Origin of the sequence: Pseudofrankia coriaricola (assembly GCF_001854805.1) — a bacterium.
Lineage (GTDB): Bacteria > Actinomycetota > Actinomycetes > Frankiales > Frankiaceae > Pseudofrankia.
The window spans coordinates 25,355-41,134 of sequence record NZ_MBLO01000047.1 but is presented as its reverse complement, the minus strand read 5'-3'; the positions used below and the strand labels follow the sequence as shown (position 1 = coordinate 41,134).

The 15,780-nt window shown below is 70.8% G+C and carries 10 protein-coding genes; 4 read left to right on the top strand and 6 right to left on the bottom strand.

Annotated features, from left to right (window positions below; genetic code table 11):
- On the top strand, window positions 1-699 hold a 699-nt coding region (locus BCD48_RS51140; RefSeq protein WP_157910460.1), incomplete at its 5' end, for a hypothetical protein.
- On the opposite strand, the gene BCD48_RS09520 is transcribed toward BCD48_RS51140, so the two are convergent.
- The 5 genes from BCD48_RS09520 to BCD48_RS53330 form a co-directional block, all read right to left on the bottom strand.
- Window positions 650-2,062, bottom strand: coding sequence for an RNA polymerase sigma factor (locus BCD48_RS09520; RefSeq protein ID WP_071047970.1), 1,413 nt, complete (start codon window positions 2,060-2,062; stop codon window positions 650-652). The genes BCD48_RS51140 and BCD48_RS09520 overlap by 50 nt on opposite strands.
- Before the next feature lie 20 nt (window positions 2,063-2,082).
- Window positions 2,083-2,448 (bottom strand): YciI family protein, encoded by a 366-nt coding sequence (locus BCD48_RS09515; protein WP_071047969.1) that lies wholly within the window; start codon window positions 2,446-2,448, stop codon window positions 2,083-2,085.
- Window positions 2,449-2,865: 417 nt separating this feature from the next.
- Window positions 2,866-7,092, bottom strand: coding sequence for a PDDEXK-like endonuclease domain-containing protein (locus BCD48_RS09510; RefSeq protein ID WP_071047968.1), 4,227 nt, complete (start codon window positions 7,090-7,092; stop codon window positions 2,866-2,868).
- A 247-nt stretch (window positions 7,093-7,339) separates the two neighbouring features.
- The gene (locus BCD48_RS53335) at window positions 7,340-7,708 is read right to left on the bottom strand and encodes a hypothetical protein (protein WP_241841615.1); all 369 of its coding nucleotides are present in this window, start codon (window positions 7,706-7,708) and stop codon (window positions 7,340-7,342) included.
- A complete protein-coding gene (locus tag BCD48_RS53330; protein ID WP_241841614.1) occupies window positions 7,669-7,941 on the bottom strand; it encodes a hypothetical protein in 273 nt (90 codons plus the stop codon). Before BCD48_RS53330 ends, BCD48_RS53335 begins: the two co-directional genes overlap by 40 nt.
- Before the next feature lie 545 nt (window positions 7,942-8,486).
- On the opposite strand from BCD48_RS53330, the gene BCD48_RS09500 reads away from it, so the two are divergent.
- The 3 genes from BCD48_RS09500 to BCD48_RS45785 all read left to right on the top strand — a co-directional run bounded on the left by BCD48_RS09500 (window position 8,487) and on the right by BCD48_RS45785 (window position 13,656).
- Window positions 8,487-9,740, top strand: a complete 1,254-nt coding sequence (locus BCD48_RS09500) for a phosphatidylserine decarboxylase family protein (protein ID WP_071047967.1) — start codon at window positions 8,487-8,489, stop codon at window positions 9,738-9,740.
- Between the two features lie 519 nt (window positions 9,741-10,259).
- Window positions 10,260-11,000 carry a maleylpyruvate isomerase N-terminal domain-containing protein gene (locus tag BCD48_RS09495; RefSeq protein WP_071047965.1) on the top strand — a complete coding sequence of 247 codons (741 nt, stop codon included), beginning with the start codon at window positions 10,260-10,262 and terminating at the stop codon, window positions 10,998-11,000.
- A 1,057-nt stretch (window positions 11,001-12,057) separates the two neighbouring features.
- Window positions 12,058-13,656, top strand: coding sequence for a toll/interleukin-1 receptor domain-containing protein (locus BCD48_RS45785; protein WP_116271465.1), 1,599 nt, complete (start codon window positions 12,058-12,060; stop codon window positions 13,654-13,656).
- Between the two features lie 96 nt (window positions 13,657-13,752).
- Here the strand turns inward: BCD48_RS45785 and BCD48_RS09485 are convergent, their stop codons facing one another.
- A complete protein-coding gene (locus BCD48_RS09485; protein WP_071047977.1) occupies window positions 13,753-15,432 on the bottom strand; it encodes an FAD-binding dehydrogenase in 1,680 nt (559 codons plus the stop codon).
- Window positions 15,433-15,780: the final 348 nt, after the last annotated feature.

Sequence of the window (15,780 nt, the reverse complement as noted above, 5' to 3'; positions counted from 1 at the left end):
CCGCCGGCACGGGAGATACCGAAAGCCCGTCGGCGCGCGCGCTCGGGTTCGGGTTCGGGCTCACGTTCGCGGACGGCGCCGTGGCGGTGGGCGATACGGGCGGGCGCGGCCCTGCTGTGTCTGCTCGGCGCGGCGCTGGTGGCGTTCGCCGCGCTGGGCACCGTCAGCGAGCTGCCCGAGAGCGACCTCGGCCCCGGGCAGGACGGCGGGTCCGCGGCGGCGACCCACGGCGTCCCACTGCTGTCCACGAACAGCCCGCCGGCGTCGGCTCGGGTGGCGCGCTGGCCCTGGGTCGGGAAGTGGCATGGCGTCGGCGACCAGCCCCGCGCCGGCTTCGGCCTGCAGATCGTCGACGACGGGGTAGTCGACGGCCAGGAGCGGTTCACCGCCATGGAGGTGTCGGGAACCTGCCCCGTCCGCTACCGGGGGACGCCGGCGACCTGGCTCGACGACTCGGGCCCGGCCTATCCCCACGACGTCTACGGTCTGCTGCTCGACGCCCAGCTGCCGGCGGGCGCCGACCCCTCGGGGTGCGCGCTGCTGCCCGACCGGTCGTTCTACGGGGGCAGCGGCGCGGAGCCGACCAGCCTGGGGGCGATCCGGATCGAGATGGTCGGCTCGGTCAGCGACGACCTCGCGCGCGCCCGGGTCATGATCCGCCCGGGGGACGCCGTGACCGTGACGCTGCGGCGGGAGTGACCCGGCCGGCCTCGCCGCCGCCCTGGTTCGCCGCCTTGTCCAGCAGGTAGCGGCGTTCCGGCTCGCTGGCGGTGCGGCGCGCGGCGGCGCGGAACGCGGCCCCGGCGGCGGCAGGGTCGCCGGCCATCTCGTGCAGGTGCGCGCGCACGGCGAGCAGGCGGTGATGCGTCGACATCCGCCGGTCCGCCTCGGCGAGCGCGTCGACGGCCGCCAGCGCAGTCGACGGACCGGCGACCTGGGCGAGCGCCACCGCCCGGGCCAGCGCCACCATCGGGTTCGGCGCGATCCGTTCCAGCACGTCGTAGAGCCCGAGGATCTGCGGCCAGTCGGTGCTGTCGGTGTCCGGCGCCTCGGCGTGCACCGCCGCGATCGCCGCCTGCACCTGGTAGGCCCCGACAGGCCCCGCCGGCAGCGCCTGCTCGAGCAGCTCGACGCCTTCGGCGATCAGCGCCCGGTCCCAGCGGGAACGGTCCTGGCTGGCGAGCGGGACCATCCGGCCGTCGGCGTCGGCGCGGGCCGGCCGGCGGGCGTCGGTGAGCAGCATCAGTGCGAGCAGCCCCAGCACCTCCGCGTGCTCCGCCGCGCCGTCGGGCAGCAGCCGGGCGAGCCAGCGGGTCAGCCGGACCGCCTCGTCCGACAGGCCGGGCCTGGTCAGGTCGGTTCCCTCGGAGGCCGTGTAGCCCTCGTTGAAGATCAGGTAGAGCACGTGCATCACGGCGCGCAGCCGGTCGCCGAACTCGGTGCCCGCCGCCGGCATCCGGAACTCGGCGCCGGCGGCGCGCACGCCCTGCTTGGCACGGCTGATCCGCTGCGCCATCGTCGCCTCCGGGACGAGGAACGCCGTGGCGATCTGTGCCGTCGTCAGGCCGCCTACGGCGCGCAGCGTCAGCGCGACCTGGCTGGGCGGGGACAGCGCCGGGTGGCAGCACAGGAACAGCAGCCGCAGCGAGTCGTCCTGGTCGGCCGGGCGCTCGGAGTCGGCGGCCCCGGCGACCAGCTCGCTCGCCGGGATCGAGACGGCGAGCCCCTCCTCGCGGCGCCGCCTGGCCGCCTCGGCCCTGATCGTGTCGATCATCCGCCGGGCGGCCACGGCGGCGAGCCAGCCGCGCGGGTTGTCCGGGACCCCGTCGCGCGGCCAGCCGGTCGCCGCCGCCAGCAGCGCCTCCTGGACGGCGTCCTCGCACAGGTCGAACTGCCCCGGGTAGCGGCGCAGCAGCCCGCCGAGCACCGCGGGCGCGAGCCCGCGCAGCAGGTCACCCACCGCGCGGTCTCTCACCGCCCGGTCACCCGCCGCGCCGTCAGCCGCCGCCCGGTCGCCCACGCCGCCGTCCCGGCTGGCCGCCGGTCCCGTCCCGTCCGCCACCGCGCCGCCGCCCGGTGCCGTCAGCGCTGGGGCGCCGGCGACTCGTGGGGGAGCGGAACCAGCTCCACCGCCTCATGCGACGCCCACGGCAGGTCCGCGGCGATCTCGACCGCCCGGGCCTCGTCGGCGACATCGAGGATGTAGAAGCTGCCCATGAACTCCTTCGTCTCCAGGTACGGGCCGTCGGTCACGGCCGGCACCCCGTCGCGCACCCGGATGACCTTCGCCTCGGCCTCCGTGCCCGAGCCGTAGGCACCGACCAGCTCGCCGGAGTCGAAGTACTTCTTGTTGAACGCCTCCTGCGCCGCGATCGCCGCCGGCCACTCCTCCGCCGGGATCGACTCCCACGTCTCCTTGGACCCGTAGATCGTCACCAGGTACTTCATCGTCGGCTCCTCTGCTGACCTCTGGGCCGTCGGGGCGGGTGGCAGAACCATCCTCGCGCCTCCGAGCCCTTGACCCCGGCGCCGCCTTCCGGCGCCGGCACCCTCCGGTCGGAGCCGCCCGCTCATTCTCTACTTCCCCACAGCTCGTGTGGTGCACGTCACATATCCGATCTCGTCGATCGACGACTTCGGCCGCACACCTGGCCCTCGGCCGATGACGCGGCGCGGCCGGCGCCGCGATGATGGAGGCATGAGCACCGGGCCAGGCCAACCTGTCGAGCTCGCGGCGGCGCTCGCGAGCTTCGACCAGCTCTGGAGCCCGCGAGGAGGTTGAGACCCTCGCCGAAGTGCTCGGGCGCACCATCGATTTCGTCGACGTCACTCCCGAGCAGTTCGCCCAGCAAAGCATTGAGCGTGCTACTCCAGGGGCTGCTCGGGGCACGTCAGGCCGCGCGGTCGACGAGGTTCCAGCTCGTGGCCAGGGCCGCTCGCCGGAGCGATGGGGATAGGGCGTCTTACCGGGGCGGGCTGCCGAGGGTCGGCCGACCGGGCGGGTTGCGCCTCGGCGAGTGCGGCGCCCGGAGATCGCCGCACTTCCGGCGTGTCGGGCCTCGGTTCGGCGGCTGACGCGCCGCTCGGCCCCGGAGGCGATCCGGAGCGCGCCGCGGCGTGCGGTCCATCCTGCGGCTCAGATTGCGGTTGCTGCGGCGGTTGCGGCGCGGATCGTGGTCCCGGTTGCGGCTGGGATCGCGCTCCGGACGGTGCGTCGGGAACCGGTTCGATTCCCGGCTCCGGGCGCGGCGGACCGTCCACGGTGATGGCGGCGTCGTAGGCCTCGCGGAGCCTGGCGATCTCCGATCTCGGGTCGTGGAACCAGTTGGTGGACCAGAGCCGGTGGAAGTGCCAGCCGAGGCGTTCCAGGTGTTCCTGCCGCAGCCGATCGCGGTCGCGGACGCTGCGCGAGTCGCGGTAGGCGGCACCGTCGGATTCGATGGCGAGAACCATGCGGTCGGGGTCGTCGGGGTGCGTGACGGCGAAGTCGACGCGGTAGCCACCGACGCCGTACTGCGGGACGACGGAGATCCCGTGCGACGCGAGCTGCCGCCGGACGTCCGCCTCGAACGCGTCCAGTTCACGGTCGCCCGACGAGCCTGTCGGGGTTCCGCCCGAGCCGGCGTACTCCAGGTAGTCGGCGAGCAGCCGGGCGCCCGCCTTCGTGACCCGGTCGGGGTCCACGTCATGGCTGGAGAACGAGCTCACCAGGGTGAGCCGGTGCTTGGCGCGGGTCGCGGCGACGTTGAGCCGCCGTTCGCCGCCGTCCCGCAGCAGCGGTCCCCACTGGTAGCGCATCCGGCCGTCGGGGTGCTTGCCGTAGCCGATCGACAGGATGATGGCGTCGCGCTCGTCGCCCTGCACCCGCTCGAGATTCTTCACGAAAAACGGTTCGGGCCGGTCCTCAGCGAAGAATCCCTCGACGTCCGGGCGCTGGCGCAGCACCTCCCGCAGCGCCGCATCGATGCGCTCGGCGTGCTTGCGCCCGAGCGCGATGACGCCCAGCGATTCGTGAGGGAGGGTCGCGGCGTGTTCGAGGATGAGCTCGACGACCTTGTCCACCTCAGCGGTGACCGAGACCTCCTGGCCTGGCGTCGGGTCCTGCGCGACGACGACGTGCCGCAGACAGTCGTCGCGGAAGACGCCGGGGAAGGTGGTCAGCGCCCCGCCGTAGATGCGGGTGTTGGAGAACGCGACCAGCCGCTCGTCGCGGCTGCGGTAATGCCAGCTCAGCGGGCAGGTCGGCAGCAGTGGCCGAAGCGCGTCCAGCACCGATTCGAAGCCCACCCCGAAAGACACCTCCGCCATCCCGGCCGCTCGAATTCCCGCGTCCGTCTCGCCCCAGCGCACCCCCGCGTCCGCATCGTCGGGCGGGGCTCCCTCGTCCTCGAGGTCGGTTTCCTCATCCCCGTCGTCGACCTGGCGGAAGAAGTTCGTCGGGGGCAGTTGACGGTCGTCGCCCGCCACGACGATCTGATGGGCGCGCACGATCGAAGGGATGGCATCGGCAGGCACGATCTGGCTGGCCTCGTCGAAGATGACCACGTCGAACAGCCGTGCCGGCGGCAGCACCTGGCTGACCATCAGCGGCGACATCGCCCAGCACGGCTTCAGCGAGAACAGCACGTCGCTGGTCTGATCCAGAAGCCGGCGCAGCGGCAGGTGCCCGCGCCGTAGCGCCGCCTGCTTGCGGATCACTCGCGCCTGCAGCGGGTGCCGATCCTGGGCGCTGCGCAGACTCTCGGCCCAGGCGCCGCGCACCCGTCGCCGGTTGGCCGCCAGGTGCTCGATGTCGCGCGCCTGGAACTCGTCGGCGATCTCGTCCAGCGACCGTCCGCGGTCCGCCAGATACCGCGGATCACGTACCCGCACATGGTCGAGAATGGACGAGTACCACGCATGGTCGAATGCGGCCGCCGCCAACTCGGGCGTGGTTTCCCGTCGCGCCAGTTCGTCCAGCAGCGGCACGAGACCGAGGTCGTGGAACCGCGCCCCGAGCTCGTACAGCCGCGGGAGCTTCCACGCCGTCTCCAGGTCCGCGGCGAGCGCCGCGACCCGCGCCTCCAGGCCGACCTCCGGGTCCTCCAGCCGCGGCACGGCCACTGTCAGGGCCGCGAGCTGTGCCTCGCACTCCTCGTACGACTCGACCAGGTCCGCGAACCGCGACGGCAGCAGCGGTAGGGAGCCCGCGGCCGCGAGCGTGTCCCACGCCGCCCGCTGGGCGGCGGCGTCCCGCAGCGCCTGATGCAGTTCCTCCCGGGACGGCCCTCCCTGACCCTGACGGCCCGGGCGGTCGCCGCCGCGCCCGGTCACCTCGGGGGACCCGGCCGCATCTTCCCGGCCGCGCCACAGGGATTCGGCCTCGCGGCGCAGGCCGCGGCGTTCGCGCCGACCCAGGCCTGGCGCGTCCCCGGTGGCGCGGGCCAGCAGGGCCGGCTGGACGTACGCGTCTGGGCCGAGGATGCGCAGGGTTCGCGCGATGGCATGGAAGAGCCGGATGCGGGCCGCGCGCTCGGCGTACGTCGCGGGCTGGCGCAGGCCTGCCTCCGCGCAGGCCGCGGCCGTCCGGTCGGCGAACCGCGGCAGCGTGTACGCGCTGAGCCGGGCCGCAAGGTCGCCGGCCATCCGCGCGTCTTCCGGCCGATGCAGGGCCGCGCCGTACCACGGCGTCGTGGCGGGGCGCAGCGTGAAGCCGCCCAGGTGGGTGAACTCGCGCAGGTCGTCGCGAATCCGGTCGGCATCGTCGCGGCCGATCTGGTGCGGCGCGGCGAGCCGTACCGTGGTCCGGGCGGCGGGCGGGACGCCCAGCAGCGCCGCCTGCATCGCGAAGGGGGTCAAGCCCCAGGGTTCGTGCGGCCGGTGCAGCGCGGCGACGTGCTCGGTGAGACGACGCTGCCGGTCCGCGAGACGCCGGTGCAGGTCCCGGACATCGGCGTCGCCGGCCTGCCGGGCCAGCTCGAGGGTCGCGCCAAGATCGCGGGCGATGCGGACCCGGTCGCGGGTGCCGTCGTGGATGTCGAGGATCATGTCACCGAGGTCGACGCCTTTGAGGCGGGACAGCACCGCGTCCACGGCGGCACGTTTCTCGGCGACGAAGAGGACCTTGCGGCCGCGGGCGACGAGGGCGGCGATCAGGTTGGCGATGGTCTGGCTCTTGCCGGTGCCGGGCGGGCCGTGGATGAGCAGGCTGCGACCGGACAACACGGCATCGATCGCGCTGCGTTGGGAGGAGTCGGCGTCCAGGACGGAGAAGTCCTCTTCCGGAGCGTCGCTGAGCGCACCTTCCGCGCCGGACTCCGCGGCGAGCAGCGCCTGCGCGTCCGGATCACCGGCGATGGCGGCCACGATGTCGCTGTCATTCAGCAGGTCGCCTGCCGCTTGCAGATCGCGCACCATCGGAAGCTTGGCGTAGGTGAAGGTGCCGATAACCCGGCGGTCGCGAATCTCAAAACCGGGCACCTCGGCGGCCTCGGCGATCCGGGTCAGCTCCTCGCGCAGGGTGGCGGGAATCCCGTCGAGTTTGGCATCGAGCTTGCCGGCGAGCTTCTCCGTGATCTTGTCGGTGGCGGCGCCGTAGACGGTGGCGAGCTTGTGGAGGAGGACCGGGTTGAGTTCCCAGTCGCCGTCCAGGCTCAGCTCGAAGTCATCGTGGCGGGCGCGCGTGGGCGTGATGGTGAGTCCACGCAGCAGCACGGGCGCCGCGGGCTCCAGAAACAGCTCATCCCACCGGGCCAGGCCGGCCGCCAGATAGCCTGCCCGGATGCCACGCTCCTCCAGCAGTTCGCGGGCCTTTCGGTGAATGGTCTGGACGCGACGGATGGCGTCGGCGCGTGCGTCGACGTCGGCGAAGAGCCGGGTGACGCGGACGGAACCCGAGCGCAGCAGCCTCTCGAGGGCCTTGGGATCGGCTCCCGCCAGGTCGAGGGTGCCCGCCCGGCGATCCTTGTAGTAGAGCAGCGTGTTGCGGCCACCAAGGTCGGTCAGCGCGGCGACCCAGCGCCGCTGCGCGATGCCGACGAGCCGGGACCTGCGATCAAAGGTGGGTTCGGCGGGCGCCGCTGGTTCGCGGGTCGCGTCGACGGACTCGGACATCCGCTGGCCTCCCAGGGGGCGAGGTACATCCCTCTCCTGCCCGCCTCCGAGTGGACATATCCTAAGACGCGAAACAAGATGTGCGTATACCGTGCCAGAACTCGGTTTCGGGCCGTTGACCTGCGGTTTCCTCGCCAGGTGCGGTGGCGCATGATCGTGGTTCATGGTGGTGCGGCTGGGTGACCCAGGCGGCGGTGGGGTGCGCGGTGGCGCCGAGGATCCGGATGCGTCGGGTGGAGTTGCTCGATCACCGCGAGGATGTAGAGACGTGTCCCAACAGGGTCACCGTCTCGAGGAAATCAGCGGCGAGCAGGCCGTGGGCCTGGGAACGTAGGAAGTCGGCCCAGGTGGTCACGGCCCGGTCGGGGGCGGGGTCGATACCTGCCTCGTGCAGGATCTCCCAGACCGTGGACGGGGCGACCTTCACCCCGAGTACCAGCAGTTCTCCGTGTATCCGCCGGTAGCCCCAGCCGCTGTTCTCCCGGGCCAGCCGTAGCACCAGGGCGCGGATCGAGCGCACGGTGCGGGGCCGGCCGCGCCGCCTGGGGCGCGAGGCAGCGGCGTGGTGGCGGGCGATCAGGCTGCGGTGCCAGCGCAGGACGGTCTCCGGGCGCACCGGAGTCTCAGGCGGTCCAGTGTCGGCCGCGGCAACGTGTACAGGAGCGCCGCCAGCAGGGCGCGGTCGGCCGGCTGGAACTGGATCCGTTGGCCGTCGAGCTGACGGTGGAGCACGGCGATCGGGTGGCGCAGCGTGAGAATCTCGACATCCTTGTCACGATCACTGCAGGGCAGCAGGCGTAGCAGCGCGAACGTGCTCGTGACACCGAGGTAAGTCAGCCGAAGCAACACGAAGCGGCATCCTCGCGCAATCGCAGGCCCCGACGGACCAGGGTGGGTGCTGGAAGGGCCCACGGCCGACGGCCACCGCTTCGACTGCCCTGACCAGGGCGGATTACATTTTCGGCAAGCACACGGTCACCCTGGGCGGACGTTGTGTCAGGTGACAGATCTGGACGAGATCGTGCGGCACGAGCTGTCGTGGTGCGCCGGCTGTAGTCGGGGACTCGACCCCGCCACGGTGGTCGGGACGACGCGGCGCCAGGTCTTCGACATTCCCAGCTCACCATCGGAAAACCCTAGATACCCCAGAAGACCACCTGACCAGTCGCAATTCACCCCAGCGGGTACGCCCTCAGGTGACGACCATCATTTCGAGTTTCAGAATCCCCGGCCAGCCAATCATTCCATGTTAGCCTCAGACGCCGCGCGACGAGATCGCCACGATCGAGAAAACCGCAATCATCGACCATCCTGACATCTGGAACAGGGGTCACACCCGGTCGCGGGCAATACAAGCCATCCCCTTACCATCAGGAAGGTGAAGGACTCATCACATGAATAACGATGTGGACACCATCGCGGTCCGTGCCAGCCGGCGTGGGCGATGGCTGCCCGTCAGTGAAGCGGCACTCGCGGCCTTTCGAACCAACCTGGCGGAGCAGGCCAAAAAGCGGGGGCCCGGCATACGGCTCTCGCCCCCCGTGCAGGACCTCGCGTCTCTCGTGAATTCCGATCCTGTTCTGCGCATGTACTTCACCCAGGCCATCGAGCAAGCGCTGGAGGCCGGATACCAGCTCGGCTACACCAACGCCGACGAACTGATGGTCATGATTGACGCGCTCATGACCTACGCTCCGCCGTTCGACAAAACGGAGCTGGTGGGCTGTCCCCTCAACGCGCTGCTCGACTGGCCCATGTGCATGCCGGCCGGGTTTGCGCTGTTCCGCTCACCGGAGCTCAACGCGAAGTTCAAGGCTGTGCTGCGGTACTGGTGCGACTTTCTGAGCGGACCCGACTCGCGGAATTTCCTCACCACCGAACCGCCCACGGGATGGTTCTGCCCCGAGGCCATCAGCTATATCAGTATGTCAGAATTCGTGTACGACGACACCAGGCGGTACTGGGGTTTTGCGTCGTGGAACGACTTCTTCACTCGGGAGTTCAAACCCGATGCCCGGCCAGTGGACGCGCCGACCGACAACACGGTAATCGTAAGCGCCTGCGAGGCCACGCCCTACAATATTCAGAACAACACGCAGCTGACGGACCGCTTCTGGATCAAGGCGCAACCGTACTCCCTACGGGACATCTTCACGAACGCACACCAGACGCTGGCCGAACAATTCGTCGGCGGCGACGTTTATCAGGCATTCCTCAGCGCCTACAACTATCACCGCTGGCACGCACCTGTAAGCGGCACCATCGTCACCACCTATCTGGTGGACGGCACTTATTACTCCGACCTCGAGGCGGAGGGCCTGGACCCGAGCGGCCCCAACGACTCCCAGGGCTACATCACCGAGGTGGCCACCCGGGCGGTGATCGTGATCGCCTGCGACGACCAGCGCGTGGGCAGCGTGGCCTGCGTCTTCGTAGGTATGGCCGAGATCTCGTCCTGCGTTCTCGAAGTCCGGGAGGGACAGCACGTGAACAAGGGCGACGAGATCGGCTACTTCCAGTACGGCGGCTCCACGCACTGCCTGATCTTCGAGCCGGGCGTCATTCGGAGCTTTGTACCCAAGCCACCGTTCGACATCCACACGCCGCCAATCAAGATCAATAGGCAGATCGCTACGGCTGGCCGCTGAGAACGGACCCTGACCGGGCGGAGCGGCAGCGGGGCGCCGGCTCCGCTGCCGCGATCGGAACGGCCACGGAGTTCAGCGTGTCGGTATCACCATCCGCCGCGGCCGTCCGACACTTGACCGCACCCCGCGATCAGCCAGCGGCACCGACATCCACGTGAGGATCGTCCCTACCGTGCCAGGCCGAACACGGCGGCCAGCTCATCCAAGGCGCCGGGCGCTGGCTGGTAGTAGGCCCAGACACCGCGTCTGCCCCGGCTGATCAGGCCGGCGTCGAAAGGGACTTTCAGGTGGTGGCTGACGGTCGGCCGGGTCAGCCCGCCCTTTTGACATGGATCACGGCCTGCGGCGCCTGCTCCGCTTCCTACCGGCAGCAGCCGACGCTTACCCGTCGAGGAGCCTTCCCGCTCGTCACCGCGATCCCGCGCAGCGAGGCGACGAAGGTCAACCGCGGCGCGCTTGTCGCGGCCCGAGGTGGCTGACCGCTCGTCGCGGCGGCTTGAGGAACGTTATGGTCCGGCTGTGGACTACGCCGCTGGCCTGCTGGCGCAGAACCGGCTCCTCACCGATCTGCTCGGCGAGGCCGACCTGTCAAGGCCTGTTCCGACCTGCCCGGGCTGGGATCTGACCCAGCTCATGCGCCACGTCGGGCGCTTTGACCGGTGGGCGGCCGCGATGGTCCGGACCCGGGCCATCGAGGTTCTCGACCCGCGCACGGTCGAGGACGGCAAGCCGCCGGCGGACCGTGGCGGCGCGCTCGCCTGGCTTCAGGAGAGCCCGCGGCTGCTGCTGGAGGCCGTCGCCGTCGATCCGGACGTGCCGGTATGGACGTTCACCGGCCCGCGGCCGGCGCCCTGGTGGGTCCGGCGGCGGATGCACGAGGCGATGATCCACCGCGTGGACGCCGCGCTCGCGCTGGGCGTCGGGCACCCGCTTGAGGCCGCGTTCGCCGCCGACGGGATCTCGGAGTGGCTCGGCCTGCTCGCCGCGCGGCCCGGCGCCGCGATTCTTCCGGACGGGGCCACTGTCCACCTGCACGCCACCGACGAGGGTCTCGGCATCGAAGGGGAGTGGGCGATCCGCGGCGGCGCGGACGGGATCGGTTGGGAGCATGCTCATGAGAAGGGCGACGTGGCGGTGCGTGGCGCGGCCGCCGACCTGCTGCTCGCGCTGCTGCGTCGGATCCCTGGCGGTGACGGCCGGGTGGAGGTCCTCGGCGAGCAGGAGCGCTGGACAAGCTGGCTCGCGAACACCGACTTCTGATCTTTCGGCAGCATGCTGTGGTGGCCGCGGGGCTCAGCCAGTAGCGCGGCCACCGCGCGTTGCTACCCGGCTCGGGCGTCGTACTGGAGAACGATCGACGGGCGGCTTCGTCGTCGCCGTCGTGTCGCGGCTGGGCCATCAGCCGCTTCGCTGAATGGCCACGCTGGCGACGTCCAACCCGTCCTCGATCGTCTAGATCAACGCCGGCAAGCGGCTACGTTCAGTAGCTGGCGAGGGCCATGAATCGACGCGAGACCACGCGACGCCTGTTCATCTATCCCGGCCACACAGCCCACAGCGCTGCTCAGATAGGCGCGAACTCCCAGGACTGACTGCTCATCTTGAAGCGATCCCTAGTGCGCCACGAAGCACCGTGTCATCGAGTGGAGGTGAAAGGACTCCACCGTCGGGCCGTCGCAGCGGCCTGACGAAGCTGGGGGCAGCCTGACCCGGGGAACGCCGGGGAGGGTGTTAAGCAGCCCCGACAGCGGCGGGAAGTGCCGGCACTACCAGACGGCACGGGTTCGTCTAGCGAGGTCAGAAGGTGAACCGGTGGCTGAAGCTCCGTAGTGGATTCTGCCGGCTCAAATCTGGTGGATATGGGCCGGGATGCAGCGCGTGACCCTCGCCACGAGGCGCGGGGTCAACTCCGAAGCCGGCTTAGGGAACCGGTGGGGAGGTCACGGTGAAGGTCTGCGGCGTAGGCGTGGCGATGCTGTCGGAGTGGAGCTGGGCGCCTCCCTGGCCGATCGATGGCGCAGTGAACGTGGGAACCGCCCGTGGTCTCGCAGGGCACGAGCGGAGTGGTCGAGTCCGCCCCCGCCCACGTCGACGCCACCACGGGGCATCTCCTCACCTGATGGCGGCGCGCGTGCGGCGTCGCCCTGTCCAAAAGCCGACGCCGCGTTTTCGCGGCGCTCCCACGGCTCTCCGGGTTCCTCGTACGGGTACGATCGCGCCATTCGCGAGCAGGTTCGTCACGCTGCCGGCTCAGCCGCGGCCGACGCCCCGTCGCGAGCTTCGGACGGTCAATGCGTGCGCACGTGCCGGGGGGAAGATGCCTGACGACGAGCTGACGGAGCTCCGCCGACTCCGCAAGGAGGATGTCGCCGAGCTCTCCGACGTCTTCTACCAGGAGATCTCGGCCGACCAGCTCCTCATGGAGGCCGGTTTCTCCAGGGGTGAGCTGCCTCCTTCGAGTAGCTCCAAGCAGCGTTGGACGCTCGTCAACCAGTCCCTGGGTAATGGTGATCCGCCTGGGGGCCGGCGGAGGATTCTCGACGCGGCCCTGAGCCGGTACCCGGCGAACCATGTGTTCAAGGCGGGGCTCGACGAGGCGGTGCGCGCCGAGGTGCGGGAGGCTGAGCTGGGCGGGACGCCCGCGGAGGGTCAGACGGTCGGTAGCGCGTTCGGGCCCGGGGCAGGGCCTGGACCTGGGGCTGGTGGGTCCGCGTTCGCGGGGGGCTCGCGCCAGGAGCGGGGCTTCGAGCCGGGCTCGTCGGGTGGCGGCTCGGACGCGTTCTCGGGGCTGCTAGTGCCGACGACGGTGGTCGTCGTCGACATCGTCGACTACAGCTCGCGGTCCGCGCGGGTGCACATGGCCCTGCGGGACGGGCTTCAGGAGATGGTGTCGAAGGCGTTCTCCGATGCTCAGGTGCCGGCGGATGTCCTGCGCTGGCAGGACTCCGGGGACGGCTTCGTCATCACCGTCGACGCGTCGTTCCCCGCGGCGGTGATCGTCGCGGAGTTCGTGCACCGGCTGCGGATCGCGCTGAGCGACTACAACCAGGTTCATGACGGCGCGGCGCGGATGCGGCTGCGGCTGGCGATGCACCAGGGCCAGGCGGCGCGTCACCGGACGGGCTGGGTCGGTCCCGCGGTGATCGTCGGGGCGCGGCTGGTGGACTCGGCGCCGATCCGCGACGAGCTGAAGGACAACCCGGCGGCGAACCTCGCGCTGATCGTCTCGTCGGCGTTGTTCGACGACGTGGTGCGGGAGCGGTTCCTGGGGCTTGAGCCGGCGAGCTTCCGTGAGGTCCCGGTGAAGCTGAAGTCGTTCACCGGGACCGCGTGGCTCACGCTGCCGGGCTATGTGTCGGCGCAGCGCCCCGGGCCGTCGACCGCTGATGGCAGGTCAACCACCGCGAGCGGGTCGTCCGGCCCGTCGGCCACGGACGACCTCGGGGCCTCGTCGAACATCGTCGAGTGGGACTTCTTCGTCTCGGTCGCCGAGGAGGACAATGACTGGGGCCGGTGGATCACCTGGTATCTGGAGGAGGAAGAGGGCTACAAGGTCCGCCTGGAGGAATGGGACGTTCAGGCCGGAGGATTCGACCCGAAGGCGCTCAACGACGCGGTGAAGTTCTCGAGGCGCACCATCGTCGTCCTTTCCCGTGCCTACCTCGAATCCCCCAAGGTCGATGCCGCCTGGCAACATGCCTGGGACCTGGACCCCAATGGGCTGGACCGCAGGCTGATTCCCGTCCGAATCCAGAAGTGCGAGCCTGAGGGCCTGATGCGCGGTATCCGGTACATCGACCTGGTCGGCCGGTCGGATGACGAGGCCAAGGAGTACTTCGGCGAGCAGATCCGCCGCTCGGTGCAGGGGAAGTACCGGCCTAGCGTTCCCCCGCCCTTCCCTGCGCCGCGCAGCTGACTGCATGCGCTGGGCCCGCTGCCCGGTGGATTCCTGGACTGCGGCGGACGCGTCCGTCGTCGCCGCTCGCCCGGGTGCGTCGAGGTCGACAGCCGTTCAGGTAGCGGTGGCCGCCGCGGCGGCGCGGCCGGCGGCGCGGCCGGAGAAGAGGCAGCCGCCGAGGAAGGTGCCCTCGAGGGCGCGGTAGCCGTGGACGCCGCCGCCGCCGAAACCGGCGACCTCGCCCGCGGCGTACAGGCCGGGCAGCGGCTCGCGGCCGTCGGGGCGCATCACCCGGCCGGCGAGGTCGGTTTCCAGGCCGCCGAGGGTCTTGCGGGTCAGCAGGTGCAGCTTGACGCCGATCAGCGGGCCGGCCTTCGGGTCGAGAATCCGGTGGGGCGTGGCCACGCGGATCAGCTTGTCGCCGCGGTAGCGACGGGCTCCGCGCAGGGCGGCGATCTGCAGGTCCTTGGTGTAGGGGTTCGCCATCTCGCGGTCGCGGGCGAGGACCTGGCGTTCGATGTCGTCGAAGCGCAGCAGCGGGCTCGGGGTGAGCGCGTTCATGCCGTCGACGAGCGAGCGCAGGTCGTCGCGGACGACGAAGTCGACACCTTGCTTCTTGAACGCCTCGATCGGGCCGGGGGCGCCCTCACCGAACCGGCGCCGCAGCAGCAGGCGGATGTCCTTCCCGGTGATGTCGGGGTTCTGCTCGGAGCCGGAAAGCGCGAACTCCTTCTCGATGATCTTCTGGGTGAGGATGAACCAGGTATGGTCGAACCCGGTGCGCTGGATGTGCGCGAGCGTGCCGAGCGTGTCGAAGCCGGGGAAAAGCGGCGGTGGCAGCAGCTTGCCGGTCGCGTCGAACCACAGCGACGACGGGCCGGGAAGGATCCGGATGCCGTGGTTCGGCCAGATCGGGTCCCAGTTCGTGATGCCCTCGGTGTAGTGCCACATCCGGTCGCGGTTGACGATGCTTCCGCCGGCGGCCTCGCTGATGGCGAGCATCCGGCCGTCGACATGCGCCGGCACTCCGGTGATCATGTGCTTCGGCGGCTCACCCAGCCGTTTCGGCCAGTTGGCGCGCACCTGCTCCTGGTTGCCACCGATCCCGCCGGACGTGACGATCACGGCCTGGGCGTGCAGCTCGAACTCACCGGCGCTCGTCCGAGAGGACGCGACGCCCCGGGGGGTGTCGCTCGGTTCCAGGACGGTGCCGCGCACGCCGTCGACCTGTCCGGCCGTGAGCGTCAGCTCGTCGACCTGGTGCCGGAAGCGGAACGTCACGAGCCCGGCGTCGGCCGCGGCCCGCACCTTGCGAGCGAAAGGCTCGACCACCCCGGGGCCGGTACCCCAGGTGAGGTGGAAGCGCGGCACAGAGTTCCCGGGCCCGTCGCCGCCGTAGCCGCCGCGTTCCGCCCAGCCGACGATCGGGAACCAGCGGACACCCATCGCGTGCAACCAGGCGCGCTTCTCGCTGGCGGCCCACTCGACGTAGGCCCGCGCCCACTGCCGGGGCCAGTGATCCTCACGCTCCCGGTCGAAGCCAGCGGTGCCGAGCCAGTCCTGCCAGGCGAGCTCGAACGAGTCGTGCACACCCATGCGACGCTGCTCGGGGGAATTGACGAAGAACAGCCCGCCCAGCGACCAGAACGCCTGCCCGCCGAAGTTCGCCTCGTTCTCCTGCTCGATGAGGATCACCCGCCGCCCGGCGTCCGCGAGCTCCGTCGTCGCCACCAGCCCGGCAAGCCCCGCCCCGACGACGATGACATCCGCGTCGCCGCCGCCTCGGCCGTCCACCACACCCACCCCTGTCCACACCCGATCGCTGGCTCGCCGCGCCGTGCGCCCGCGACCGGCATCGTTCGCCCTGGCCACTTTCCGTCCCGGCCGATCGGTCCGTCAACCGGGCCATACCCGAGGCCTGACCGGCGAAGTTGACTGTGTCGAGCGAACGCCAGGGCGCGGGGGAGGTGCGTCCGTGGCCGGGGGCGGATCCGGTGGGCCCGCCGGTGGCCGGCGGGACCGGTCGGCAGCTCCGGTGGTGGCTGGGTCGACGGTGGCGCTTCAGAATCGGTCTGGCTCCCGGCCGACGTGGAAGAACCCTGGACGGTAAACGTCCCCTACCTCGCTGGGCTTTGAAAGGTG

Bases quoted from the DNA above. Each gene is read 5' to 3' on its own strand.
- BCD48_RS09515 (WP_071047969.1), bottom strand. From the start codon at position 2,448: ATGAAGTACCTGGTGACGATCTACGGGTCCAAGGAGACGTGGGAGTCG.
- BCD48_RS09510 (WP_071047968.1), bottom strand. From the start codon at position 7,092: ATGTCCGAGTCCGTCGACGCGACCCGCGAACCAGCGGCGCCCGCCGAA.
- BCD48_RS09500 (WP_071047967.1), top strand. From the start codon at position 8,487: ATGAATAACGATGTGGACACCATCGCGGTCCGTGCCAGCCGGCGTGGG.
- BCD48_RS45785 (WP_116271465.1), top strand. From the start codon at position 12,058: ATGCCTGACGACGAGCTGACGGAGCTCCGCCGACTCCGCAAGGAGGAT.